22 protein-coding genes are annotated in these 23,282 nt (G+C 71.6%); 6 read left to right on the top strand and 16 right to left on the bottom strand.

Annotated elements, in window-relative coordinates:
* Positions 1–127 precede the first annotated feature (127 nt).
* Positions 128–1,702 (top strand): purple acid phosphatase family protein, encoded by a 1,575-nt coding sequence (locus KDK95_RS15640; RefSeq protein ID WP_212518897.1) that lies wholly within the window; start codon positions 128–130, stop codon positions 1,700–1,702.
* A 269-nt stretch (positions 1,703–1,971) separates the two neighbouring features.
* Here KDK95_RS15640 and KDK95_RS15635 read toward each other — a convergent pair whose 3' ends face one another.
* From KDK95_RS15635 to KDK95_RS15620, 4 genes are all read right to left on the bottom strand, one after another.
* Positions 1,972–2,337: a GNAT family N-acetyltransferase gene (locus KDK95_RS15635; RefSeq protein WP_212518896.1), complete on the bottom strand. Its 366-nt coding sequence runs from the start codon at positions 2,335–2,337 to the stop codon at positions 1,972–1,974.
* Positions 2,334–2,816: a cupin domain-containing protein gene (locus KDK95_RS15630; protein ID WP_212518895.1), complete on the bottom strand. Its 483-nt coding sequence runs from the start codon at positions 2,814–2,816 to the stop codon at positions 2,334–2,336. The genes KDK95_RS15635 and KDK95_RS15630 overlap by 4 nt, the downstream gene beginning before the upstream one ends.
* The gene (locus tag KDK95_RS15625; RefSeq protein ID WP_212518894.1) at positions 2,816–4,471 is read right to left on the bottom strand and encodes a chloride channel protein; all 1,656 of its coding nucleotides are present in this window, start codon (positions 4,469–4,471) and stop codon (positions 2,816–2,818) included. Before KDK95_RS15625 ends, KDK95_RS15630 begins: the two co-directional genes overlap by 1 nt.
* 76 nt (positions 4,472–4,547) lie before the next feature.
* On the bottom strand, positions 4,548–5,027 hold the full coding sequence (locus tag KDK95_RS15620) for a MarR family winged helix-turn-helix transcriptional regulator (protein ID WP_212518893.1): 480 nt from the start codon (positions 5,025–5,027) through the stop codon (positions 4,548–4,550).
* Between the two features lie 174 nt (positions 5,028–5,201).
* Between KDK95_RS15620 and KDK95_RS15615 the strand changes: the two genes are divergently transcribed.
* Positions 5,202–6,080, top strand: coding sequence for a COG4705 family protein (locus tag KDK95_RS15615; protein WP_212518892.1), 879 nt, complete (start codon positions 5,202–5,204; stop codon positions 6,078–6,080).
* On the opposite strand, the gene KDK95_RS15610 is transcribed toward KDK95_RS15615, so the two are convergent.
* The 5 genes from KDK95_RS15610 to KDK95_RS15590 all read right to left on the bottom strand — a co-directional run bounded on the left by KDK95_RS15610 (position 6,061) and on the right by KDK95_RS15590 (position 11,213).
* Positions 6,061–7,071 carry a DUF3048 domain-containing protein gene (locus KDK95_RS15610; RefSeq protein WP_307844378.1) on the bottom strand — a complete coding sequence of 337 codons (1,011 nt, stop codon included), beginning with the start codon at positions 7,069–7,071 and terminating at the stop codon, positions 6,061–6,063. The two genes, KDK95_RS15615 and KDK95_RS15610, sit on opposite strands and share 20 nt — an antisense overlap.
* 20 nt (positions 7,072–7,091) lie before the next feature.
* On the bottom strand, positions 7,092–8,252 hold the full coding sequence (locus tag KDK95_RS15605) for a glycoside hydrolase family 3 N-terminal domain-containing protein (RefSeq protein WP_212518890.1): 1,161 nt from the start codon (positions 8,250–8,252) through the stop codon (positions 7,092–7,094).
* Positions 8,253–8,420: 168 nt separating this feature from the next.
* Entirely contained in the window at positions 8,421–9,110 is a 690-nt protein-coding gene (locus tag KDK95_RS15600) for a 4'-phosphopantetheinyl transferase family protein (protein ID WP_249161365.1), read from the bottom strand.
* Between the two features lie 81 nt (positions 9,111–9,191).
* The gene (locus KDK95_RS15595) at positions 9,192–10,463 is read right to left on the bottom strand and encodes a glycosyltransferase (protein ID WP_212518889.1); all 1,272 of its coding nucleotides are present in this window, start codon (positions 10,461–10,463) and stop codon (positions 9,192–9,194) included.
* A 153-nt stretch (positions 10,464–10,616) separates the two neighbouring features.
* Positions 10,617–11,213, bottom strand: coding sequence for a GNAT family N-acetyltransferase (locus tag KDK95_RS15590; protein WP_212518888.1), 597 nt, complete (start codon positions 11,211–11,213; stop codon positions 10,617–10,619).
* A 100-nt stretch (positions 11,214–11,313) separates the two neighbouring features.
* Here KDK95_RS15590 and KDK95_RS15585 point away from each other — a divergent pair, with 100 nt between their 5' ends.
* Entirely contained in the window at positions 11,314–12,129 is an 816-nt protein-coding gene (locus KDK95_RS15585) for a HEAT repeat domain-containing protein (protein WP_212518887.1), read from the top strand.
* Positions 12,130–12,147: 18 nt separating this feature from the next.
* Here KDK95_RS15585 and KDK95_RS15580 read toward each other — a convergent pair whose 3' ends face one another.
* The 6 genes from KDK95_RS15580 to KDK95_RS15555 form a co-directional block, all read right to left on the bottom strand.
* Positions 12,148–12,924: a GOLPH3/VPS74 family protein gene (locus KDK95_RS15580; protein WP_212518886.1), complete on the bottom strand. Its 777-nt coding sequence runs from the start codon at positions 12,922–12,924 to the stop codon at positions 12,148–12,150.
* 54 nt (positions 12,925–12,978) lie between these two features.
* Positions 12,979–13,326 (bottom strand): ribosomal protein L7/L12, encoded by a 348-nt coding sequence (locus tag KDK95_RS15575; RefSeq protein WP_212518885.1) that lies wholly within the window; start codon positions 13,324–13,326, stop codon positions 12,979–12,981.
* 46 nt (positions 13,327–13,372) lie between these two features.
* Positions 13,373–14,572 carry an EfeM/EfeO family lipoprotein gene (locus KDK95_RS37715; RefSeq protein ID WP_212518884.1) on the bottom strand — a complete coding sequence of 400 codons (1,200 nt, stop codon included), beginning with the start codon at positions 14,570–14,572 and terminating at the stop codon, positions 13,373–13,375.
* Positions 14,573–14,622: 50 nt separating this feature from the next.
* Positions 14,623–15,504, bottom strand: a complete 882-nt coding sequence (locus KDK95_RS15565; protein ID WP_212518883.1) for an alkaline phosphatase family protein — start codon at positions 15,502–15,504, stop codon at positions 14,623–14,625.
* Positions 15,505–15,619: 115 nt separating this feature from the next.
* Positions 15,620–16,612 (bottom strand): tryptophan--tRNA ligase, encoded by a 993-nt coding sequence (gene trpS / locus KDK95_RS15560; protein ID WP_212518882.1) that lies wholly within the window; start codon positions 16,610–16,612, stop codon positions 15,620–15,622.
* 227 nt (positions 16,613–16,839) lie between these two features.
* Entirely contained in the window at positions 16,840–17,622 is a 783-nt protein-coding gene (locus KDK95_RS15555) for a TetR/AcrR family transcriptional regulator (protein ID WP_212518881.1), read from the bottom strand.
* 598 nt (positions 17,623–18,220) lie between these two features.
* Here KDK95_RS15555 and KDK95_RS15550 point away from each other — a divergent pair.
* Positions 18,221–20,281, top strand: coding sequence for a phosphocholine-specific phospholipase C (locus KDK95_RS15550; RefSeq protein WP_212518880.1), 2,061 nt, complete (start codon positions 18,221–18,223; stop codon positions 20,279–20,281).
* Between the two features lie 61 nt (positions 20,282–20,342).
* Here the strand turns inward: KDK95_RS15550 and KDK95_RS15545 are convergent, their stop codons facing one another.
* Complete coding sequence (locus KDK95_RS15545; RefSeq protein WP_212518879.1) at positions 20,343–21,521, bottom strand: alpha-hydroxy-acid oxidizing protein; 1,179 nt, start codon at positions 21,519–21,521, stop codon at positions 20,343–20,345.
* A gap of 175 nt (positions 21,522–21,696) precedes the next feature.
* Between KDK95_RS15545 and KDK95_RS15540 the strand changes: the two genes are divergently transcribed.
* Both KDK95_RS15540 and KDK95_RS15535 read left to right on the top strand, forming a co-directional pair.
* A complete protein-coding gene (locus tag KDK95_RS15540) occupies positions 21,697–22,374 on the top strand; it encodes a maleylpyruvate isomerase family mycothiol-dependent enzyme (protein ID WP_212518878.1) in 678 nt (225 codons plus the stop codon).
* Between the two features lie 303 nt (positions 22,375–22,677).
* Positions 22,678–23,282 (top strand): MFS transporter (locus KDK95_RS15535; protein WP_212518877.1); only part of this gene is annotated, 605 nt, incomplete at its 3' end.

Here is a 23,282-nt window from a genome sequence, read left to right as displayed (position 1 = left end):
AATAATGGCAAGCAAGTTTCGTAACTTACGCAAGTAGGCGTGCAAAACTTTGCAGACGGTTCGTTCTTCCCGACACGTTCGCCTGGGTTCCCACACGGGTTCACGCCGTTCTGCGAAGCTGGAGGCCATGGGTGACTGCTGCACGCTGAGCCGCCGTCAGATCCTGAGCATGGCCACGGCGGGAGCCGCGGCCGGGTTCCTCATCCCAGGGGCGGCGATGAATCCCGCCCAGGCCGCCGCCGCGAAGGCCGCGGGCGTCTACCCGCAGGACCTCGAGCTGGTCACCGTCACCGACGACGGCTTCGTGCTGACCTGGTACACCGCGACCGGGCCCGCGCCGGCGATACCGTTTCAGCCGAGCCAGGAGCCGGCCGCCGTCGCCACGGACGGCTACGTGCGCTACGGGACCGACCCGGACCGGCTGGACTGCGTCGCGGTGCAGCGCGGCGGGGAGACGGCGTACCACCACGTCGAGGTGACGGGGCTGCGGCCGGGGACCACGTACTACTATCAGGCATTTTCCGCGCAGGTGCAGGTGCCTGCGCGGCAGCTGCCCGAGCTGACGTATCCGGCCGGCGGCGTCGTCCTGCCGGCAGATCCGACGGACGCTCAGCTCCTGGCCCTGCTCGGCCAACTGCTGTCCTCGGGCGTGGTCGACTCGGCCGCGCCGGGCTCGGTCACGACGCTGGTGCCGCCGCGCGGCCGGCACCTGTTCACGATCGCGCTGGCCAACGACCTGCATATCGGCGAGACCGTCAGCGGGCTGGTGATCGCGAACTTCCCTCCCGGCTTCGAGCAGCCGGCGGGGCTGCCGCCGTACCCGGTCGTGATGACGGAGGCGATGACGCAGGACGCCGCGCGGCTCGGCGCGCACGCGCTGCTGGTGGCCGGGGACATCAGCTCGGCGGCGCTGTCCGAGGAGCTGATCGACTCGAAGCAGCTGCTGGACAAGTTCGGGCCGCTGCGACTCGGCGGCGAACTCGGGCCGCGCGGCTACGTCGTCGCGCGCGGCAACCACGACCAGCCGAAGACCGGCTCGGCGTACGAGACGTGCGCGGCCGTGGACGGCGCCTCAGGCTTCTTCGACTGCCTGCCGGCCGTGTACGACCTGCCGCAGGGCACGTTGACCCAGACCGAGCTCGGCGGCATGCGGTTCATCGGCCTCGACACCACGACGCTCGACACTCCGAGCGGCGCGATCGACGATGCGCAGTTCGAGCAGCTGACCGAGGTCCTCGGGCAGGATCCCGAGCGGCCGACACTGGTGTTCGGCCACCACCCGGTCACCGACGAGGCGGCGCTGACGACGATCGCGGGGCCGGGCTTCGATCTCGACCGCGCCGACGCCACGCGACTGGAGGCGCTGTACGCCGCCACACCCGGGGTGTTCTTCCACCACAGCGGCCACACGCACCGCAACCGGCGCACGAGCTCACCGACCGCGGCGAACGTCGAGTTCCTCGAGGTCGCGGCCACCAAGGAGTACCCGGGGGGCTTCGCGCTGCTGAAGGTCTACGAGGGCGGCTACACGGTCAACTTCCACAAGAGCAGCACCGCGCCGGCGCGGCAGTGGAGCCAGACGTCGAGCGGCGAGTACCTGGGGCTCTACCCGGCCTACACGCTGGGCACCGCCGCGGACCGCAACCACGTGGTCGGCCGCGATTTCTCCGGCCTGCGGCGACTTCCGCGGCCTGGTCTGTGACCGGACCGGGGCGAGGGGGTAGGTTGGCTCCATGCGTTGTCCTAGCACGAGCGGCCCGGGGGGCATAGCCGCACGCAGGCTCCGGTCGAGCGTCCGTCCCGCCTGGTGCCGTCGTCCGCTGCGCTGCAGCACCGCGATCGGCCCGCGCCACCGCTGCGCGGCCCGTCCCCGGCGCACCTGCAGCTGAGCAGCCGACCACGCTGCCGTGGCCCGAGGCGGGCCTGTCCGCCGACCCGACGGTCGGTATCGCGCCGGCTGCTCGGCCGAACCTACCCGTCGTGATGCAGCAGACGCATCGTGCGGTCCGCGGCGATGAGCGATCCGACAGCCGCGAGCTCGCCCGCGCGCGGCTTGCGGACCACGTCGCGGTAGCCCGGGTGCAGATCGGCCCACCGGCGCGCGTACGGGCACAGCGCGAGCACCGTGTGGCCCTCCGCGCGCGCGTCGTCGAACACCCGGCGCAGCAGCAGCGAGCCGATCCCGAGGTCGTGCTTGCCCGGCTCGACCTCGACGCTCGGCGCGAGGACCGTCTCGCGCACCAGGATCGCGCTGGCGCAGCCGACCAGCCTGCCGTCCAGGTAGGCGGCGTACCTCTGCTCGAGCTCGCGCTCGTCCTCGATCACCAGCTTGCTCATGGCAGAACCCTTCCGCACTCGGGGCACAGGCGCGGCAGCAGGCAGGCGGCCTCGCCGCCCTCGTCCGCCTCCTCGCGCGCCTCCAACCGGCGAAGCTGCTCCGGATCGCTCGGCAGCCTGATCGACATGCCGGCCCGCTTCCGGTGCACCGTCAGGTAGGCCAGCCCCTCGGGCCCGGCCTCCAGCGAGCGGCGCGAGCCGTGCGGGAGCCAGATCAGCGCATGCGGCGCGAGGGCGATCGCCTCGCTGTCGGTGCGCAGTGTGCCGCCGCCGGCCAGCGGCAGCAGCATCACGTCGACATCGGGCTCCCGGTGCAGTTCGACGGTCTGGTCCGGGCGCAGCCGGATCAGGTTCGCGTCCAGCTGGCGGTCCGTCTCCTCCAGCCGCCACAGCGCCCCGGAGGCCGTGGACGCGGACTGGGCCAGCACCCAGTCGAGGTCGGCGAGCAGACGCGGTTCGGGTTCGGTCCTCGTACTCATCAATCCTCACCTGCAAGTGACGTGGCGTACTCGCGTACGCCGAGGTGGCGCTCCCGGTGGTGTTCCTCGTGATGGTCTTTGCGGCGGGCGTGCAGGAGCTGCTTGAGGTCGATCATGCCGACGACGCGGGTCGGGTCGGCGCGATCGACGACGGGCGCGCGTGTCGTCTCGTGCACGGCGAAGGCGTTGGCGACCTCGCGCAGCGTCTGGTCGGCGTATATCAGGGTTCGCGGCGGCTCGAGCGGCAGCTCGGCCGGCTCCGGGGTCATCACTTCGTGCGCGAAGAAGATCTCGAGGGGGTCGGTGGAGTACTCGCGGGTCAGGTGCAGGCCGCGGCGCGCGATCTTCTCGGTGAGCACGGACCGCTTGAGCAGCAGCACCGAGAGCAGGTACGCGCTCACCGAGGCCGCGAGCAGCGGCACCAGGTCGTTCCACGCGTGGGTGAGTTCGAGGGTGAACACGACGCCGGTGAGCGGGGAGCGCATCACGCCGCCGACGACGGCCGCGAGACCGGCCATGGCCCAGAAGCCGGGGAACACGTGCGGCAGCACGTCGCCCTCCAGCGCGCCGAGCGAGCCGCCGATCATGAAGACGGGCGCGAGCACGCCGCCGGAGGTGCCGGAGCCGAGCGACAGCGACCAGATCAGCGTCTTGACGACGAGGATGCCCAGGATCAGCGAGAGCGCGGCGCGCCCGGTGAGCAGCTGGTCGATCACGTCGTATCCGACGCCGAGCGCGCGCGGCTCGACCAGGCCGCCGATGCCGATGACGGCGCCGCCGATCGCGGGCCACCACATCCAGTGGAAGGGCAGCTTCTTGAAGCCGTCCTCCGCGAGGTAGACCAGGCCGGTGGCGCCGATCGCGAGCAGGCCGCCGGTGATGCCGGGGATCAGCGAGAGCGCGATCGCGGCCGGGCCGGGGTGCACGAGGTCGGCCACCGGGAAGATCGGGCCGCTGCCGAGCAGCCAGCCGCGGCAGACGACGGCCACGGTCACGGCCGAGGCCACCGGGACGAGGCTGCGCGGGCGCCACTCGAACAGCAGCAGCTCGACCGCCAGCAGCACGGAGGCGAGCGGGGCGTTGAAGGTCGCGGCCATGCCGGAGGCCGCGCCCGCCACGAGCAGGGTCTTGCGCTCGTCGGCGGTCAGCTTCAGGGCCTGGGCGAGAATCGAGCCGACCGCGCCGCCGGTCATGATGATCGGGCCCTCGGCGCCGAACGGGCCGCCCGAGCCGATGCTGATCGCCGCGGAGATCGGCTTGAGGATCGCGACCCGCGGCTGCACCCGGCTGCCGCCGATCAGGATCGACTCGATCGCCTCGGGCATGCCGTGCCCCCGGATCTTCTCGGAGCCGTAGCGCGCCATCAGGCCCACGAGCAGCCCGCCGACGACCGGAGCCAGCAGCACCAGGAGCCACGGATGCCGGATCGCGCCCGGCGCGACCAGCGCCGTCGAGACGCGCTGGTAGAAGACGAGGTTCGTGATCAGCCCGATCAGCCGCAGCAGGCAGTACGCCGCCCCGGCCCCGGCCGCGCCGACGATCAGCGCGAGACCGGTGATCGGCAGCACCCGGGCGGTCAGCGAGAAGTCCCCGAGGTGACGCGGGAGCTCGACCTGCCGACGCCGCTGCTCCGCCGCTGTCGGACTCTCGCTCATGCCCCGGCCTCGTCGGTGCTCGGCCGGCGCACGAGCTCGCGCGCAGCAGTGCGCACCGGTTCGCTCGCGAACTCCCTCACAGGGCCACCGGCCCCTTCGCCCCGGCGGCGACCGCGTCGCCGGCGAGCTGCACGAAGCGCCCGGCCGCCTCGGCGGCATGGTCCCGGTCGGCCGGCGGCATGCCGTCGAGCACCTCTTCGAGCAGCCGGTGCCTCCGCTCCAGCACGGCCGTGACGACCTCGCGCCCGGCGTCCGTCACCTCGACGGTCACGATGCTGCGGCTGTGCGGGTCGGTGCCGCGGGCGACGTAGCCGGGCCCTTCGAGCTTGTCGACCATACGGGTCACCGAGGACGCCGCCGTGCCCAGCGCGGCGGCCAGCGTCGTGCAGGAGACCCGGCCGAGGCCGTCGAGCGTGCGCAGCAGCCGGAACTGCGGGACCGTCACCGCGCTGTCCAGCGCGTCCAGGCTCTGCACCGTGATGCCGACCAGGGCCTGGGTCAGCCGCTCGAACGCGGCCACATCGGCCCGCGGCGCGGCGAGGGGCGTCTTCGTCACCGTAGGATTCACAGCACAAGTTTTGCACTACGCAAGACTTGCGGTCAACAAGCAATCACGGACTCCGTCGACTCCGGCCGCGCACCGAGGCACCTCTAAAGAAACGGCTAAGAACGGCCGCCCGGGGCCCGCGGCGGCACTCCGGCGCCCCGAACGCTGGCATACTTCGGGGGCGTGAACGCAGCAGCAGCCGGCAATCCGCAGCACACCCCCCACTCCCGCGGCCGGGGCAGGTCCCCGCTGACCACTCCCGGCGCGCTGCGCGTGCCCGAGGTGGCACTCGCGTTCTGGGTGGTGAAGCTGCTCTCCACCGCGATGGGCGAGTCGACGTCCGACGCGCTGGTCAACTCCTCGCTGGGCGCGCCCGTGGCGGTCGTGCTCGGCTTCGCCGCGTTCCTCGCGGCGCTCTTCATCCAGTTCAAGCAGGCGCGCTACCGGGCCTGGAGCTACTGGCTCGCGGTGTGCGGCGTCGGCGTGTTCGGCACCATGGCGGCCGACGTGATGCACGTCGTCCTGCACGTGCCGTACACGGCGTCCTCGATCTTCTACGCCATACTCCTCGCGGCCGTCTTCATCAGCTGGAGCCGGATCGAGAACACGCTCTCGATCCACAGCATCGACACCCCGCGCCGCGAGGGCTTCTACTGGGCCGCGGTCGTGGCGACCTTCGCGATGGGCACCGCGCTCGGCGACTTCACCGCGAACACGCTCAAGCTCGGCTACTGGCCGTCGGCCGCGCTGTTCGCCGGCATCATCCTGATCCCGCTGATCGGCTGGCGGCTGCTGCGCTGGAACACGGTGTTCTGCTTCTGGGCCGCGTACGTGGTGACCCGCCCGCTCGGCGCCTCGATCGCGGACGGCCTCGGCAAGCCGAAGAACGTCAGCGGCATGGGCATCGGGGACGGCCCGGTCGCGGGCGTGCTGGTCGTGCTGATCGTCGCGCTCGTCGCATACCTCGCCGTATCGAAGTCGGACGTGCAGAAGTCCCCGACACGCGAGCAGTCCGCGCCGGGCTGGACCGACGAGCAGGACCTCACGCGGGTTCGAGGATGATCCACAGCTGCCCCGGCGCGAAGGTCATCGTCTGCCCATCGAAGGTGTAGCTCGTCATATCGGCGGCGGTCGGGCGCGACCAGGAGCCCGCGTACGCCCTACCGCCGCGCAGCACCACATCCGCGCCCGAGCCGACCGTCGGCGCGTACGGCGAGAGCTGGCTCGGGACGTCGCGGAATCCATGCGGGGACGTGGTCTCCGCGACCTTCTGGATCACGATCGTCGGCGCGCCCATCTGGGCGCCGTCCGTCGTCTGCGCGGCCTTCCCGTCCATCGCGACGAGGTACTTGCCGCCGGCCGCGTCCCAGGTGAAGGTGAAGGACGCGGCGGGCATCCGGGCCGTGAACGAGGCGGTGGCCACTCCCCCGGCCGGCGCCGTGCCGAAGCGGAATCCGACGTCGCGCGCCACGGCTGAATCAGGGTACTTCTGCAGGACGGCGGCCGGGCTCACGTACTCGTTGTATGGGGCCGGGCGGTCGCCGCTGCGGGAGAAGGCGTTCGGGACCTGCGTCGGCGAGGCGTTGAAGACGTCCGCCCGCGCCAGCAGCGGCAGGAACTTCGACAGCGCGCCCGAATAGGCGAACGCGACCTTGCCGTACTGCTGAAGGATCGGCAGATCGCTCTCCCGGGCGCTGCGCACCGGCCCGATCACCCCGCCGGACGGCAGGTGGTTCGCGTCGAAGACCGCCAGGAAGCGGGAGAGGCCGCCCTCGACCTCGATCGCGTAGACGACGTCGGCCGAGTCGATCCCCGTCTGCGGGCGCGCGTAGACGATGTTGTCGATCTTCACGGCGACGATCCGGCCCGCGGAGCCCGGCAGGCCGGTCAGCGGGTTGACCGCGGGACCCGAGCCGGGCGTCGGGCCGCCGGCCGCGCCGCCGTTCCCGCTGCCCTTGACCAGCAGCGGGATCAGGATCGCGGCGAGCACGACGAGCGCGAGCGCGCCCGCGGCGATCAGCTTGGTGCGTGCCGAGGCGGATCCGAGGCCCACACTGTGATTATGCGGCCATGTCAAGCCAGCTTCGAGCGCAGCGCGTCGACCCGGGAGACGGCCGCGTCGAACGACGAAGCGGTCAGCTGGCCGCCCTGCAGCGCGGCCGCGAGCGCCTTGGTGGCCTCCTCGCCCTGCGAGACGCTGCCCGAGGAGCACAGCAGCAGGTCCATGCCCGCGGACGCCGCGTCCACCGCGCGCTGGCCGGCGCCGCCGTAGGCCTTCAGGGCGCCCGCCTCGAGCGCGTCGGTGATCGTCACACCGGTGTAGCCGAGCCGCTGGCGCAGCTCGCCCTGCACGATCGTGGACGACAGGCCCGCCGGGCGGTTCCCGTCCAGGGCCGGGTACACGGCCCAGGAGACCATGATCAGGTCGACGCCGACCGAGATCGCGGCGCGGTACGGCAGCTCGTCCACCGAGCGCAGCTGGCTGAGCGGCTGGTTCAGGGTGACCGGCACGTTGTCCGTGTCCTCGTTGGTCGAGGCGGTGCCGAGGCCCGGGAAGTGCTTCGCGGTCGCCGCCACGCCGCCCTGCTGCTGGGCCGTGATGAACGCGGCGCCCGCGGTGGAGACGATCTGCGGGTCGTTGCTGTACGAGCGCTGCGCCGAGTCGATGAAGTCGCCGGGCACCGCGTACACGTCGAGGACCGGCGCCAGGTTGACGTTCAGGCCCGCGTCGGAGAGCGTCTGCGCGGCGCCGGTGCCCGCGGCGGCGGCCGCGGCGGCCGGGTTCGCGGACTCGCCGATGCTGAACTCGGACTGGGTGGGGTTGCCGTCGGCGATGCGCCGGACCTCGCCGCCCTCCTGGTCGGTCATCAGCAGCAGCGGCAGGTGCACGGGGCTCTCCTGCTGCGCGGCGTCGAGCTCCTTCGCGTCCGCGTCCAGCTGGGAGACGCTGGTGATGTTGTCCGCGAAGAAGATCACGCCGCCGACCTCCCCCTCGCGCACCAGCGTGAGGAGGCTGGAGGGCACGGTCGTGCCGCTGAAGGAGTAGATCACCCGCTGCCCGGCGAGCTGCACCGGGCTCAGAGCCGCCGTCGACGCCGGGGCCGAGGCCGAGGAGGACTGGGCGCTAGCGCTGGAGGACTGCGCCGCCGCCGAACTGGACTCGGCGGAGGTGCCGGCCGAGGTCGCCGGGTGCGGAGCGGTCTTCGCGCTCGCGCAGGCGGCGGTCGCCAGCACGCAGCTGAGCAGCAGACCGGTCGCGGTCGCGGTGCGGCGGCGCCGTACGGGCCGGCGGGCTGGACGGGCAGAGGCGGTCCGAGTACTGATGCGAGACTCCTCGTCGGATCTGGCTGATTCGTCGCACGGGGTTGGCCGCGTCGAGTCTAGAACGGATCTCGCCGACCATCAGACCACCTCGCCGACCGCCGTCGCGATGAGGCCGGCGGACACCGCCCAGCGGCCGGCGAAGCCGCGCGGGGCCCCGGCGTCCCCGGTGAGCAGCCTGGCCTCGAAGGTTCCGTCGAGCCGCAGCTCGATGTCGGCCTCCTCGAAGCCGAGCCAGCGGCGGGTGAGCGGGAACCACGCCTTGTACACCGACTCCTTGGCGCTGAACAGCACCCGGTCCCAGTGCACCGCGTTCGGCACGCCCTCGGCGAGCGCGGCCAGCCGCTCCCGCTCCGCGGCGAGCGAGACCAGGTCGAGCACGCCCTCGGGCAGCGGCGCGTGCACCTCGGCGTCGATGCCCAGCGCGGCGATCTCGTCCGCGCGGGCCACCGCCGCCGCGCAGTAGCCCGCGCAGTGCGTCATGCTGCCCACGACGCCCTCGGGCCACTGCGGCTCGCGCTGCTCGCCCGGCAGGATCGGCACCGGGGGGTAGCCGAGCTCCTGCAGGGCGCGCCGGGCGCAGCGGCGTACCGCGGCGAACTCGACCCGGCGCTTTGCCACCGCCCGGGCGATGTGCTCGCGCTCCTCCGGGAAGAGCCCGGCCTCTATGGTCTCGGGGTATCCGGCGTCCGGGGCCGCGCCGCCCGCGGGCGCTTCGGGGATGACCGCCTGGGCCCAGCGGACCCGGTCGGGCAGCAGGCCATCGAGCAATGTGACGTCCTGACTCACCGCTGGCGACCTTCCGCAGTCCGCTGTGCCCTCAACCCCCGTGGCTGAAGATTTCCGGGCAGCCTACGCCACCCGGAACGGCTCCAGCGCCACGGGCGGCGGTACGGTCAGTGAAGCCGCGGTGAGCGTCACCGAACCCTTACCCGCCGCCGCGCCGGCCGGAATCAGCACCCGGACGGACTTGCGGTGCGTCTTCCGGATCAGCGAGCCGTACGCCATGATCATCCGGGTTCTGCTGAACTTGTAGCGGTTGCGGGTCATCGCCTGGAAGAAGTGGGCGTGCTGGCCGAGCGCCTCGATCCAGGCGTGCGCCAGCGCGGCGGGCTCCGGCTCGGCGATCAGGCCGTGCCCGGCGACGATCGAGGCGCAGTCGCCGACGTCCGTGGCCACCGGGACCGCGCCGCAGAGCATGCCCTCGATCAGGCACAGCGGGGCCGCCTCGCCGAACGCGGAGGTGAGCGCGACCACGTCGGCCGCCGCGTAGATCGCCTCCGGGTCGCCGCGCACCCCGAGCAGGTGCACCCGGCCGCGCTCCGCGGCCAGCCCGAGCGCGGCGAGGTCCGCGAGCAGCCCCTGGTTGGCCGGGGTCATCCCGGCGCCGCAGAGCATCACGTGCGCGTCCGGCCGCAGGTCGAGGAACTCGCGCGCGGCGGCCAGGAAGAGCGGGACGTTCTTCATCCGGTCGTACCGGGCGGCGAAGACCACGACGGGCGCCTCGGCCGGGATGCCCAGCGAGGCGCGCACCACGGCCCGGCCGCGGCGGCTGGGCTTGAACCGCCGCAGGTCCACCCCGTTGGGGATGACGTGCAGCAGCTCCTCCGGAACGCCCGCCGCCGCGTACGCGTCGCGGGTGGACTCCGCGCAGCAGACCGCGGCGGCCAGCTGCCCGCCGAAGGCCGCCCGGCGCAGCTCCTCGAAGGCCGGCCCCTGGTTCTCCGGATCGGAGCGGTGCAGGCACGTGATCACCGGCCGACCGTGCAGGTCGGCCCGGTTGACCAGGCCCAGAGGCTGCTCCTTGAGGGTGAGGATCACGTCCGTCTGCGCGGCGAGGGCGGAGAGCCGCTCGATCTCGCCGGCGGTGTAGGGCGTGCGCTCGTCGGCGCCGCGCCCCAGCGTGTCCACCGCGAGGCCCTGGGCCGTCAACCGCCGGTAGCACGCGTCCTCGTGCATCGGCTGGTAGGTCGCCTCGCGGCGCACTTCGCTGTGAATGCTCAGCAGGCTGTGCTGCTGACCGCGGCGCCCGTGCAGGCCGGAGAGCACATCCGTGTGCAGGATGCGCGCGCCGCCGCTGAAGAAGCCCTCGTAGATCGAGAGCACCCGCATTGAACCGGTCATTGGCACATCGTGAACGACGCCGCTGCGAAATGGGCGTTGTCGGCGCACCGAAATCCAAAAACTTTCGGTGAACTTTGCCTCACCGGACCGCGATCTACCCGGAACGCCTCTGAAGTGCGCAGACGGGAGAGTTTCCCCCTGAGTCCCCCGGATTCACTCGGTTCCTTCGAGTCCCCACTCGGCGCGCAGCAGGGAGCCGATCCAGGCGTCCTTGCGCACTCCGCGATGAACCAGGAAGGCGCGCAGCGTGCCCTCCCGGACGAAGCCGGCCTTCTCGACGACGCGCCACGAGGCCGTGTTTCCGGCGACCGCCCGCCACTCGACGCGGGCGAGCCCGAGCTCCGCGAAGGCCCAGCGGCACACCCCGCGCACCGCCTCGGTCATGTACCCGCGGCCGCGCGCCCCCGGCGCCGTCCAGTAGCCGATCTCCCCCTCGCCGCCGCACGCGCTGCCCAGCCCCGCGATCCGGTGCAGGCCCACGGCCGCGACCGGCTCTCCGGTCGCGGCGAGGAAGACCCCGAACACGACGTCCGTGCCGGCCGCCCGACCCCGCGGCGAGCTCTCGCGGACGTAGTGCTCGGCGTGCTCGCGCTCGTAGGGCACCGGTACCGGCACGTAGGACTGGATCAGCGGATCCTGGCACGCGGCGGCGATCGCGTCGATGTCCGCCTCCGTCCACGGGCGCAGGATCAGCCGCTCGGTGCGGAGCACGACTTCGGTGAAATCGCACGTCGGCGGGGCGGTTGTCATGGCCGTCACCGTACGCCGACGTCGGCGGACCAGGCCAATGGATTAACAGCGGCCGCGGCCGCGTCGCCGCGGTGGCGATCTCGGTGCCACACTGGGGCACATGTCCACGCTCCCGCTTCCGCCCGACCTGCTGGCCAGGCTGCTCGACTACGACGAGGACGACGAGCAGTCCAGCGAGGCGCACTTCGATCAGATGGAGGAGGTCTTCGCGGCGCTCGACTCGACGGCGAACCGGCTCGGTCTCGCGCAGGCGTTCTGGGCCGAGGACGACGAGTCGGTGCGGGCGCTCGGGTTCGACCTGCTCGCCGTGCAGGCGCACCGCTTCGACTGGCACGTGCAGCCGCTGATCGAGGCCGCGGACGCGGTGCCGCTGGAGGGCGCAGCCCGGGCCGGGCTGAAGCTGCGCCGCGCCGCCGCCAACGCGCTGGCCTGCATCGTCGACGACGCGCGGGTGCTCGAGCCGCTCCTGCGCTTCGCCGCGGACGAGGACGCGGTCGTGCGCTGGCAGGTGGCCCGCGGCATCCCGGTCGGCATCGACCCGCTGCCGCAGCGGGCCGTCGACGTGCTCACCGCCATGCTCCGCGACGAGGACTCCGACGTGCGCGACTGGGCCGCCTTCGCCCTCGGCGTGCGCGAGAACGACACCCCGGAGCTGCGCGACGCCCTGGCCCGCCTGCTGTTCGACGCGGACGACAACACCGCCGCCGAGGCCGCCTACGCGCTCGCCCGCCGCAAGGACGCCCGCGTGCTCCCGGTCCTCCAGCGGGTGCTGCCGCAGCTGTCCGTCGGCAGGCTCTACTTCGAGGCGGCCGGCGCTCTGGCCGACCCGGAGCTGCTGCCCACCCTGAACGGCCTCAAGGACGCCGGCCTGCTCGACATCGACCTGGACCGCGCCATAGAGGCGTGCGGCGGCTGAGCCCTTTGCGAGGCTCGGTCAGTGACCGTGGTGATGTCCCGAACCCGAGTCCCCATATCCGCCGTGGTGGCTCGGCGACGTCCCGTGGTGGTCGATCGCACCCGTGTGCTCGATCCGATACTCGTATCGCAGCAGCTTCCCCAACTCCGCGGTCAGTTGTGCGATCCCGTCGGAAACCGCCTGGGCAACGATCTGCGCCACGGCGGCTTCCTCGACGGCGGCACTGGAAGCCGCGGAGTCGGCGACCTCCTGGTAACTGCGAAGCCGGGAGATCCGCATGCGCGCCAACGGCGAGAACCTGTAGAGGTGCCGGTCCAGGCCGCAGGCGTGGATAAGCCCGGCGAGCGCGCGATCTGCATCGTCGCTCTCACGGCCGCGGGCGACGCGGTTGATCCGGGCCACGGCGGCATCGCGCCGCGCCGGATCCAGCAGCGTGGCGAGCATGGGTGCCGCCAGCCGGCCGCGGTGGCGTTCGAGATGGAGCACGCCTTGATCAGCCAGGATCGACAGGTACCTGTTGACCATCCCGAAGCCTGCCGGGGTGTCTTTGATCCAGCTGCCCAGCGTGGGTGCGCTGTTCGCGCTGAGCGAGGCAAGGGCGCTGTCCAGCCGGCCGTCCCCGGTCCTCGCCGCGTCGAGCACCTTGATCCTGTTGGCGTTCATCGTGATTCGGTGCGCGAGCGCCAGGTCGACGAGAACCGAAGCGCGCAGGGCGTACTTGAGCCGATCCGCCTCCCGTATCCTCCCGCTACGCGGCACGAGTGCGATCAGCACCAAGTCTTCCCCCGAAGTCATGGTCCTGATGGTAGGCGCTTTGGCAGATCAGGTCCATACTCCGCGGAATCGCGCCTATCGCCGCTTCCGGTAGTTCGGGTCGAGCGAGTCGACGTAGTCCTTGGCTTCCTTGAGCCCGACGCCGGTGTTCTCTCGGTAGATCTTGATGGCCTGGATCTTCTTGTTGGCGGCCATCGCCTCGAAGAACGCGGGGGGCAGCCGCGGGTCCCTCGGCATGCTGCCCATACCCGTGCCCATGCCCACCACCGCGTCCTGCGGCTCGAACGCCGTCGGGGCTCCGGGCGGCGGGAGGTACGGGGGCGGCGGCAGGAATTCCTCGCGTCCGTTCAGGCCCAGGTGGTGGATGAGCATGGCCACCTGGGCTTCGAGGCGTTCGATGCGCTGAGCGGTTTCGAGGTCCATAGACCGATCGTAGAGATTCGGGCGCTGCCACGCAGCCGTTTCCCTGCTACGCGCCGGTTCTCGGGTAGAGCAGCGCCGGGACTCCGGACAGGGTCTCGAGCACCTGGCCCAGGTCGGCGTCGAGGCGCTGCCGCTGGGCGCTGTCGAGGGCTGATACGGGGCGCCACGTCCCCCTGGCGTCCACGTCCGCCGCGAGGACGTGCTGGAGTGCCGCCAGGCCCTGCCTCGCCGACGTCAGGAGCTGCGGGTCGGAGCGGGTGATGAGGGGCGCGAGGACGCTCAGCAACTCCGCTGTGCCCTCGGTATTCGCCTCGACGGTGGCGAGCACCGTGCCGCTGCCGTAGTCGGCGATGCCGGTGAGCTGGAACTGCAGGGCGTTCTCGAGGATCTCGTGGGCCCGCAGCGAGAGGTCGCCGGGGTCGATCTCCTCGCTGGGGAAGTCCTGCTGCAGCGCGGCCACGGAGGCGACGAGGGACTTGGTGAGGGCGCGGACCTTCGCCGGCGCCTGATCGTGCCAGAGGGCGTATTCGATGGCGAAGAAGCCGGTCCAGCTGCCGTCGGTCACGCCGCGGGGCAGGCCGCCGGCCATGCCGTCCAGCTCCCCGTCGAAGTCGCCGAAGGCGTTGTAGGCGGCGCCCAGGCGCTCGTAGTCGAGGTGGGCGGTGAGCCACGCCTGTTTGGCTTCCGCCAGGTCGCCGCGGGCCACGTCGGCGTCCAGCGTGCGGCTGTCGGCGAGGAGCTTCGGGAGCTGGGACTCGACCCATCTGGTGTATTCGTGGACCGGGGCCTGCAGGTCGAGGTCCGGCATCGCGCGGTAGCCGGGGACGGCGGCATCCGTGGTGCCGGTGACGCTGATGGCGGCGGACGTGCCGATCTTTCCGTCGCTGAAGACGCAGCGGACGGCGTAGATGCCGGCGCCGAGGTCTGTGTCCAGGGCGAGGGTCGCGTGCGGGGCCAGGTCCTGGATCTCGGCGTAGACCTTGTCGCGCTCGCCGTCGTCGATGACGTACACGTTCACGTAGTCGTGGGAGTCGTCGGTGACCTGGAAGGTCACCGGGCCCGCGTGGAGGCCGCCCGGGGGCGCGCCGCAGCTGCCTGGCGGCTGGGCCAGGTCGAGGACGTGCCGGGCGGGGTCGGAGGCGTGCGCGGCGACGGCCAGGCCTGCCGCCGCCGCGCACGCGATCGCCGCCGCCGACGCGCCGATCCGCAGCAGGGGGCGGAAGGGGCGGAGGCGATCCGTGATCACTTTGCGAGGGTTATCTCAGCACTCGATTCCACAGGCCGGTCGTCCGGCGCTCAGCCCCAGATGTCGGTGATCGTGGTGGCACCCGAGCTGTTGCCGGCCTCGCTCAGGCCGTACATCGTCTCGAGCGTCGCGAGCACGTTGTAGTGGTTGACGGTCTCGTCGTACGTACCGGTGGTCACGTCGGCGCCGTAGAAGATCGTCGGGACCTGGTTGTTCTCGGTGTAGTCGTCCTCGTCCCAGGTGACGATCAGCAGGCTGTTGTTGCTCTTGGCCCACGTGGCGTATGCCGAGAGGTTGCTCTTCAGCCAGGTGTCGGCCGCGGCGATGGTGCCGTCGTGCATGTCGTCCTCGAGGTTCGGGATGACGAAGGACACGGTCGGCAGGCTCGAGTAGCTCGACGAGGCCGGGAACGAGGAGAACGGCAGCGAGTCCGAGCCCGGGACGTTGCTGAAGTTGATCCACGGCGAGTGCTTGCGGGCGTACTCGCCGGAGGTGCAGGTCGTCGAGCCGGTCGAGGGCAGGCCCTCCGAGTAGCCCTTGAACGTGTAGCCGGCCGCCAGCAGCTCGGAGCCGAGGTTGGCGGTGCTGCCCTCGCTGACCGGGCACTTGTCCGAGCTCAGGCCGAAGGTGCTGCCGGCGAACAGGGCCATGTAGTTCGGCTCGCTCGGGTGGGTGACGGCGTACGACGACGTCATCAGGGCGCCGCCGTCGGCCAGGGTGTTCATGTACGGGGCGCTGCTGTTGCCGATGATGTCGCTGTAGGAGTGGTTCTCCTCCATGACGATCACGACGTGGCTGTAGGTCGGGATCGAGGACGCGGCGAGCTTGGCCGTCGCGGCGGTGTGGCCGCCGGGGACCATGACGAATGCGGTGACCATGCCGGCCACGCCGAGGACGGCGGCGGGCAGGGCGGATCGCAGGCTCAAGCGCATGGGTAAACTCCGTGGGTAGTATGCGGCAGAGTCCTTACATAACGGATACTCCTCAGGAGCGGTGCCGTCCAGCTGGCCGGCACGCGTCGCCGACGTGAACAGTGTCCGGACGGAATCAAGGTTCGAGCAGTCCGAGCGCTTCCTTCACGGCGCTCACCTTGGCGCCTGCCAGCTCGCGGGCCCGCGCGGAGCCGCGGCGCAGGACGGCGGTGACGTGATCGGCGTGCGCGTCGAGTTCGTCGTAGCGCTTGCGGATCGGGGCGAGGGTGGCGACGACGGCGTCGGCTACGGCCGTCTTGAGTTCGCCGTAGCGGTCGAAGTGGCCGGACAGCTCGCGCGGGTCGCCGCCGGTGCACGCGGCGAGGATGTCGAGCAGGTTGGAAACCCCGGGCTGTGTGTCGGGCTCGTAGCGCACGGCGTTCTCGGTGTCGGTGACGGCGCGCATCACCTTGCGGCGCAGGGTGGCCTCGTCGTCGAGCAGGAGCAGCACGCCGGCGGCGCTCGCGCTGGACTTGCTCATCTTGGCCTCGGGTGACGCGAGGTCCCGCAGCCGGGCGGCGACCGGCGGGTTGACGGCGCGCGGCAGGGTGAAGGTCTCGCCGTAGCGCGAGTTGAAGCGCGCGGCGATGTCGCGGGCGAGTTCGACGTGCTGCTTCTGGTCCTCTCCCACCGGAACCTCGTCGGTGTCGTAGAGCAGGATGTCGCCGGCCATCAGGATCGGGTACGTGAGCAGCGACATGCGCACGTGCCGCTGCCTCTCCGACTTCTCCTTGAACTGGATCATCCGCTGCGCCTCGCCGTAGCCGGTGACGCATTCCAGCAGGTAGTGCACCTCGGCGTGCTGGGGCACGTGCGATTGGACCAGGAAGACGCAGCGGTCCGGGTCGGTGCCCGAGGCGAGCAGCAGTTGCGCGAACTCGACGGTGCGCCGCCGGACGGCGGCGGGGTCGTGTTCGAGGGTGAGGGCGTGCAGGTCGGAGACGAAGATGACGGTGTCGGCCGGGTCGGCGGCGAGCCGCTGGGCGTCGACGATCGGGCGGATGGCACCGATCAGGTTGCCGAGGTGCAGGTCGCCGGAGGGGGTGAAGCCGGTCAGTCGGCGGGCCACGGTGGTTCTCCTTCGTCGCAGGGTGCTGGTCACGGGTTCTTGCCGGGCCCGGACGGGCTGCGACGCGGAGGAACGCGAAACGGCCGCCCGGAGGTCGGGCGGCCGCGGATATTCGGAGATGCGCGGAAGTCTGGTGCCGCCCGGCTAGGGACGCCACCAGCTGCGGAGCTGGATCGCGGTGCGCATGCGGTCGATCGTACCACCGGGTGCGGGCCGCAGCGCCTGCCTCAGGCCTGGTCGGGGGTGAGGAACAGCGGCATCGAGGAGGCCGGCGCCGCGCGCGGGTACCGGACGCCGCCCGCCGGGGCCGGCCCCGTCTTCGGCGGCAGGGCGAGCCCGAAGGGCGTCAGGACGTAGTACGCCAGCGAGGGAAGCAACCCCGGCAGTTCGGCCGCCCGGCCGACCACCACACGCTGGTATACCGCTGTGTAGACACCGCCGATGACGGTGTCGATGACCGTCATCCGGTTGACCTCCTTGGGCAGCTCGGGAGCGCCGGAGAAGAAGCCGCGGAACCGGTGCAGCAGCTCGGCGCGCTTGCGCCGCGCCTCCGGGCCGACCATCTCGATCTCGACGATCGCCGCCTCAGCGAACGCGGGCGTGCCCGCCAGGATCTCCAGCAGCCGCTCCAGGTGCCGCCAGACCGCCGAGTACCAGTCGTCGGACCCCTCGCGGTATTCCTTCTCCAGCACGCCGAGCAGCATGTCGGTGCCCTGCGTGTACGCCGCGAGGAAGGCCGCCTCCTTGCCGTCGAAGTGCTCGTAGAAGGCCGGCCTGGTCACGCCCGCGGCCCGGCAGATCTCGGTCACCGTGGCGTTCGCGTAGCCGTGCTCGGCGACCGTGCGCACCAGGCCGTCGTAGAGCCGGTCGCGCTGCGTGGCCAGGATCAGCTCGCGCGGAAGCCGGCTCGGCCCGCGCTTGATCGCCCGCTCGGGATCGCGTCCGTCCCGTCCGCCGGGCAGCTGGATCGCGAGCTTCCCGCCGGATGCGGCCATCGTCGATATCGCCATGAAAAAGGCCCCTTTCCTTCCCGCTGCCGCGGCGGAAACCCCACCAGGTTTCCTGCCCACCGTCCGTGCCCTCCGCGGCGCCCGGCCTTGATCAAGGCCCGAACGCCGCCACGGAACTGCTTGGGATTATGCCGCGTTCCCGCTGTTTTTCCAGCCCCCCTCTTGACGTCAGCACCCATATTCGGGCAGGTGGGCCGGAGTGCCGATGACATACTCCGAACGAATATACGAACCATGCGGCACAGTGCGGCGGTGGGCGGTCCCGGCATGTCGCCGCTGGCCTCGCATGATGCATATGCACGTGCCGCTACCCTCCGCAGCCGTGCCGCATCAACATACGGGCTAGCTCGGACGAGGGGGCCGGGCGGGCGCTGTGAAGTGAAACCATTTTGCCGACAGCAGACGGGATCTTGACAGTCTCCAGGCCGGAACCCGGCGGGTGACCCCGCGGTCACCCTGCGCTGGCCGGGCCTTACTTGTTCATACAGGTTTCCGGGATTCTTCGTCCGGGCTTCCCTGCGGGGCCGCCCCCTGAGACGGTGTCGGGAAGCAGACTGGTGCCCGCCCAGTCCCGTCGCCCGAAAGGCCCGCGCCCTCCATGGCCGTCAACACCAACCGCCGCCGCTTCATCCAGCTGTCCGGAGGAGCCGCGGCCGCGTCCATCCTGTCCACCTCCATCGCCAAGGCCGCCTCGATCCCGGCGACCCGGACCACCGGCACGATCAAGGACGTCGAGCACATCGTCGTCCTGATGCAGGAGAACCGGTCCTTCGACCACTACTTCGGGACGTTGCGCGGCGTGCGCGGCTACGGCGACCCGCGCCCGGTCACCCAGCCCTCTGGCCAGTCGGTCTTCCACCAGCCGAACGGCACCGGCACCCTGCTGCCGTTCCACCCGACCGCCAAGGACCTCGGCCTGCAGTTCCTCGAGGACCTCGCGCACGACTGGAACAGCACGCACGAGGCGTGGAACGGCGGCGCCTGGAACCAGTGGATCGCCGCGAAGGGCACCACGACCATGGCGTACCTGGACCGGGACGACATCCCGTTCCACTACGCGCTGGCCGACGCGTTCACCGTCTGCGACGCCTACCACTGCTCGATGATGGGCCCGACCGACCCGAACCGCTACTACATGTGGACCGGCTACGTCGGCAACGACGGCCAGGGCGGCGGCCCGGTGCTGGACAACGCCGAGGCGGGCTACGACTGGTCCACCTACCCGGAGCGCCTCGAGGCGGCCGGCGTGTCCTGGAAGGTCTACCAGGACGTCGGCACCGGCCTGACCGCCGACGGCTACTGGGGCTGGACCTCGGACGCGTACATCGGCAACTACGGCGACAACTCGCTGCTGTACTTCCACCAGTACCAGAACGCCGCCGCGGGCACCCCGCTGGCCGACAAGGCGAAGACCGGCACCGACACCGAGTCCACCGGTACGCTCGACTACTTCGACATCCTCAAGGCCGACGTGCGGTCCGGCAACCTGCCCCAGGTGTCCTACATCGTCGCGCCCGAGGCGTTCTGCGAGCACCCGAACTGGCCGGCCAACTACGGCGCCTGGTACATCGCGCAGGTCCTCGAGGCGCTGACCGCCGACCCGGACGTGTGGAGCAAGACCGCGCTCTTCATCACCTTCGACGAGAACGACGGCTTCTTCGACCACGTAGTCCCGCCGGTGCCGCCGACCTCCGCGGCCAAGGGCGCCTCGACGGTGGACGTGAGCCTGGACCTGTTCGCCGGGAACAGCGAGTTCACCGCTGGCCCCTACGGCCTCGGCCCGCGCGTGCCGATGCTGGTCGTCTCCCCGTGGAGCACCGGCGGCTACGTGAACTCCGAGGTGTTCGACCACACCTCGATCATCCGCTTCATCGAGAAGCGCTTCGGCGTGAGCGAGCCGAACGTCTCCGACTGGCGGCGCACCGTCTGCGGCGACCTGACCTCGGCCTTCGACTTCTCGAAGGAGGGCTGCGAGCCGAAGGGCCTGCCGAGCACCTCGGCGTACGTCCCGGCCGACCGCAACCGGCACGCGAGCTACGTGCCGGCCGTGCCGACCGACCAGAGCATGCCGGTGCAGGAGCCGGGCCTGCGCCTGGCCCGCCCGCTGCCCTACAACCTGGCCGCCGACGCGAAGGTGACGGCCGGCCAGGTCGAGCTGGACTTCGCCAACCTCGGCTCGGTCGGCGCCGTCTTCCACGTCGTGTCCTCGGTCGACCAGTCGGGCCCGTGGGACTACACGGTCTCGGCCGGCAAGAAGCTGGCGGGCACCTGGGCCGCCTCGGCCGGGTACGCCTTCGAGGTGCACGGCCCGAACGGCTTCCTGCGCGAGGCCAACGGCTCCGCGGCGTCGGCCGGCCTGGACGTGACGGCCCGCCACCTCGGCGGCGGCCAGGGCGAGGTGCTGCTGAGCTTCGTCAACCACGGCGAGACCTCGGTCGAGGTGACGCTGGCCGACGCGTACGGCAACGCGGGCGGCCACGGCTCGTTCCGGGTCCGCGCGGGCGGCGCCGCCGAGCAGACCGTGCGCACCAACCGGGCCAACGGCTGGTACGACGTGTCGGTGACGGCGTCGACCGACTCCGGCTACCTGCGCCGCTTCGCCGGCCATGTGGAGAACGGCCGGCCGAGCACCAGCGACCCGGCGATCGCCACCTCCTGATCCGCCCCGACCGGGCCGATCAGCCCGAGTCCGGCCCGGATCATCCCGAGTCCGGCCCCGATCAGCCGCTGACCCCGGAGACTCTGCGCAGGGTCTCCGGGGTCAGCGCGTCCAGCGTCGGGTATCCGTCCACGGCCATGATCAGGTCGGCCTCGGCGAGCAGGCTGCGCAGCACGTGTACGAGCCCTGCGGTGCCGCCGAGCGCGAGGCCGTAGACGTAGGGGCGGCCGATCGCGACGGCCGTCGCCCCGAGCGCCAGGGCCTTGACCGCGTCGGCGCCGGAGCGCACGCCCGAATCGAAGATCACCGGCAGGCCGTCGGCCGCCTCGACGACGCCGGGCAGCGCGTCGAGGGCGGGCAGGCCGCCGTTCGCCTGCCGTCCGCCGTGGTTCGAGCAGTAGACGCCGTCCACGCCCGCGTCCTTGGCCCGGCGCACGTCGTCCGGGTGGCACAGGCCCTTGAGGATCAGCGGCAGCTTCGTCAGGGACCTGAGCCAGGGAAGGTCCTCCCAGGTCAGCGGGTTTCCGAAGACGCCGGCCCAGTGCAGGATCGCGCCACCCGGGTTCTGCTCCGGCGGCTGGGCCAGCCGGGAGCGGAAGACCGGGTCGGTGAAGTAGTTGGCCAGGCAGTGCCCGCGCAGCTGGGGGAAGTTGCCGGTGCTCAGGTCGCGCGGCCGCCAGCCGGGAACCCAGGTGTCCAGCGTGACGACGATGCCGCGGTACCCGGCCTGCTCGGCGCGGCGCACGAGGCTCTCGGCGAGTTCGCGGTCGGTGGGCGTGTAGAGCTGGAAGAAACCGGGGCCCTCGCCGAGTTCCCGCGCGACGTCCTCGAGCGGGTCCACGGAGAGGGTCGAGGCGATCATCGGCACGTCCAGCTGCGCCGCGGCCCGCGCCGCGGCCAGGTCGCCGTGCCCGTCGGCGCAGCACAGCCCGAGCACGCCGATCGGGGCGAGCATCAGCGGGCTCGGATATCTGCGCCCGAACAGCTCCACCGACAGGTCGCGCTGCTTCGCCCCGACGAGCATGCGCGGGATCAGCCCCCAGCGGGCGAACGCCTCCACGTTGGCCCGCTGCGTCGCCTCGTCCCCGGCCCCTCCGGCGACATACGACCAGACCGACGGCGCGAGCGCGGCCCGCGCGCGTTCTTCGAGCTCCGCGTACGCCATCGGCAGTTCCGGGAGGACGCCCTGCAGGGCGTTGAAGTAGATCTCGTGCTGGTAGTCGCCATAGGGCTGGGGCATCTGCTCACCGTACCTTCGGCAGGGCGAGTGTGGCGACAGCCGTCACCGCCAGAAGGGCGACGCAGATGAGCAGACTCGCGTGCAGGCCGGGGACGAACCCGGAACGGCTCAGGACCGCGCTGACGGAGCAGCCCGACCCCTCGTAAGTTACTCCTGAGTAGGCTACTCTCGCGGCATGGATGCCGCTGAGTGTTACCGCGCGGTCCGCGCGCGCATGATCGAGCTCGCCGACGGGCTGAGCGAGGAGCAGTTGGCGACGCCGGTGCCCGCGTGCCCGGCGTGGACGGTGCGGGACACGTACGCGCACCTGGCCGGGGTCTGCACCGAGGTGCTCGACGGCACGCAGGCCGGCCGCGCCACGGACGCCGACACGGCGCGCCAGGTCGGCGAGCGGGCCGGCCGCGGGATCGCGCAGCTGTGCGCGGAGTGGGCCGACCGCGGCCCCGAGATGGACGCGCGGCTCGCCGGGGAGAAGGGCTACCGCTACAACCTGATGGCCTTCGACGCATGGAACCACGAGCAGGACGTACGCAACGCCCTAGGCATGCCGCAGGCCCGCAAGGACCAGACGACCGAGGTGGTCAGCGCGATGATCACCGACATGTTCGCGCGCGGCTGGCGCAAGGCACAGCTCGCCCCGGCCGTCCGCCTCGTAACGCCGACCGACGACGCGGTCGTCGGGGTCGGCGAGCCGGTCGCCACGCTGGAGACGAGCGAGTTCGACCTGGCGAGGATGCTCTCCGGCCGCCGGACGCACGAGGAGATGGCCGCGATGGGCTGGGCCGGCGAGCCCGCCGACCTGATCGAGCGGCTACACATGTTCACGCCGCCGGCCCAAGCACTCGGCGAATAGCAGACGATCCCCGATGCGGCTGCAGTCGCCCAGGAACGTCGGAGGCAGCGGCTAGCCTCGGCGCCGTGAAGCCGCCACGGCACGCTCACACCACCGGCCCAAGCACTCGGCGAACAGCGAGCGGTCGATCCCAGATACGGCTAAGGCCGCCCAGGAACGTCGGAGGCGACAGCTAACCTCCGTGCCGTGAAGCTGCCACGGCACGCTCACACCACCGGCCAGGGCGCTCGGCGAGCAGCGGTCGATCCCAGATACAGCTAAGGCCGCCCAGGAACGTCGGAGGCGACAGCTAACCTCCGTGCCGTGAAGCTGCCACGGCATGTCCGCCTCCTGATCGCGGCGCGGGCGATCAACCAGCTCGGCGCGTTCTCGCTGGCGTTCCTGACCGTGCTGCTGAACCAGGAGCTCGGCGCGAGTCTGGTCGCGGCGGGCGCGGTGTCGGCGGCGTTCGGGCTCGCCACGATCCCGAGCAGGCTGCTCGGCGGGCGGCTGGCGGACCGGCTCGGGAGGCGTCGCACGATCCTGATCGGGCTGGTCGGCTGCGCGGCGGCGCAGATCGGGATCGCGGCCTCGCCAGACCTGGCCGCGGCCACGGCGAGCGCGATCCTGCTCGGGCTCGCCTTCGAGCTCTACGAGCCCCCGAGCCAGGCGATGATCGCCGACGCGGTCGCGCCCGTCGGCCGCGCCGCGGCGTACTCCCTGCTCACCACCGCCCTCGCGGTCGGCAACCTGGGTGCGGGCCTGGTCGCGGACGTCGTCGGCCGCTCGAATCTGCGCTGGCTGTTCGTGGTCGACGCGGCGACCTGCCTGGCCTGCGCGCTCGTCATCCGGCTCGCCCTACCCGGCGAGGAGCCCTCGGGCGACGTCCTGGAGCCGGAGCACTCCCCCGCGCCCGGAGTCTCCCACCC

The organism is Actinospica acidithermotolerans (assembly GCF_018139625.1).
Lineage (GTDB): Bacteria > Actinomycetota > Actinomycetes > Streptomycetales > Catenulisporaceae > Actinospica > Actinospica acidithermotolerans.
The sequence above is the reverse complement of the archived record's forward strand: the minus strand, read 5'-3'. Positions and strand labels throughout refer to the sequence as shown.

Coding starts and splice junctions, on each gene's coding strand:
- KDK95_RS15640 (WP_212518897.1), top strand. CDS start 128: ATGGGTGACTGCTGCACGCTGAGCCGCCGTCAGATCCTGAGCATGGCC.
- KDK95_RS15635 (WP_212518896.1), bottom strand. CDS start 2,337: ATGAGCAAGCTGGTGATCGAGGACGAGCGCGAGCTCGAGCAGAGGTAC.
- KDK95_RS15630 (WP_212518895.1), bottom strand. CDS start 2,816: ATGAGTACGAGGACCGAACCCGAACCGCGTCTGCTCGCCGACCTCGAC.
- KDK95_RS15625 (WP_212518894.1), bottom strand. CDS start 4,471: ATGAGCGAGAGTCCGACAGCGGCGGAGCAGCGGCGTCGGCAGGTCGAG.
- KDK95_RS15595 (WP_212518889.1), bottom strand. CDS start 10,463: ATGACCGGTTCAATGCGGGTGCTCTCGATCTACGAGGGCTTCTTCAGC.
- KDK95_RS15590 (WP_212518888.1), bottom strand. CDS start 11,213: ATGACAACCGCCCCGCCGACGTGCGATTTCACCGAAGTCGTGCTCCGC.
- KDK95_RS15585 (WP_212518887.1), top strand. CDS start 11,314: ATGTCCACGCTCCCGCTTCCGCCCGACCTGCTGGCCAGGCTGCTCGAC.
- KDK95_RS15580 (WP_212518886.1), bottom strand. CDS start 12,924: ATGACTTCGGGGGAAGACTTGGTGCTGATCGCACTCGTGCCGCGTAGC.
- KDK95_RS15575 (WP_212518885.1), bottom strand. CDS start 13,326: ATGGACCTCGAAACCGCTCAGCGCATCGAACGCCTCGAAGCCCAGGTG.
- KDK95_RS15565 (WP_212518883.1), bottom strand. CDS start 15,504: ATGCGCTTGAGCCTGCGATCCGCCCTGCCCGCCGCCGTCCTCGGCGTG.
- KDK95_RS15555 (WP_212518881.1), bottom strand. CDS start 17,622: ATGGCGATATCGACGATGGCCGCATCCGGCGGGAAGCTCGCGATCCAG.
- KDK95_RS15550 (WP_212518880.1), top strand. CDS start 18,221: ATGGCCGTCAACACCAACCGCCGCCGCTTCATCCAGCTGTCCGGAGGA.
- KDK95_RS15545 (WP_212518879.1), bottom strand. CDS start 21,521: ATGCCCCAGCCCTATGGCGACTACCAGCACGAGATCTACTTCAACGCC.
- KDK95_RS15540 (WP_212518878.1), top strand. CDS start 21,697: ATGGATGCCGCTGAGTGTTACCGCGCGGTCCGCGCGCGCATGATCGAG.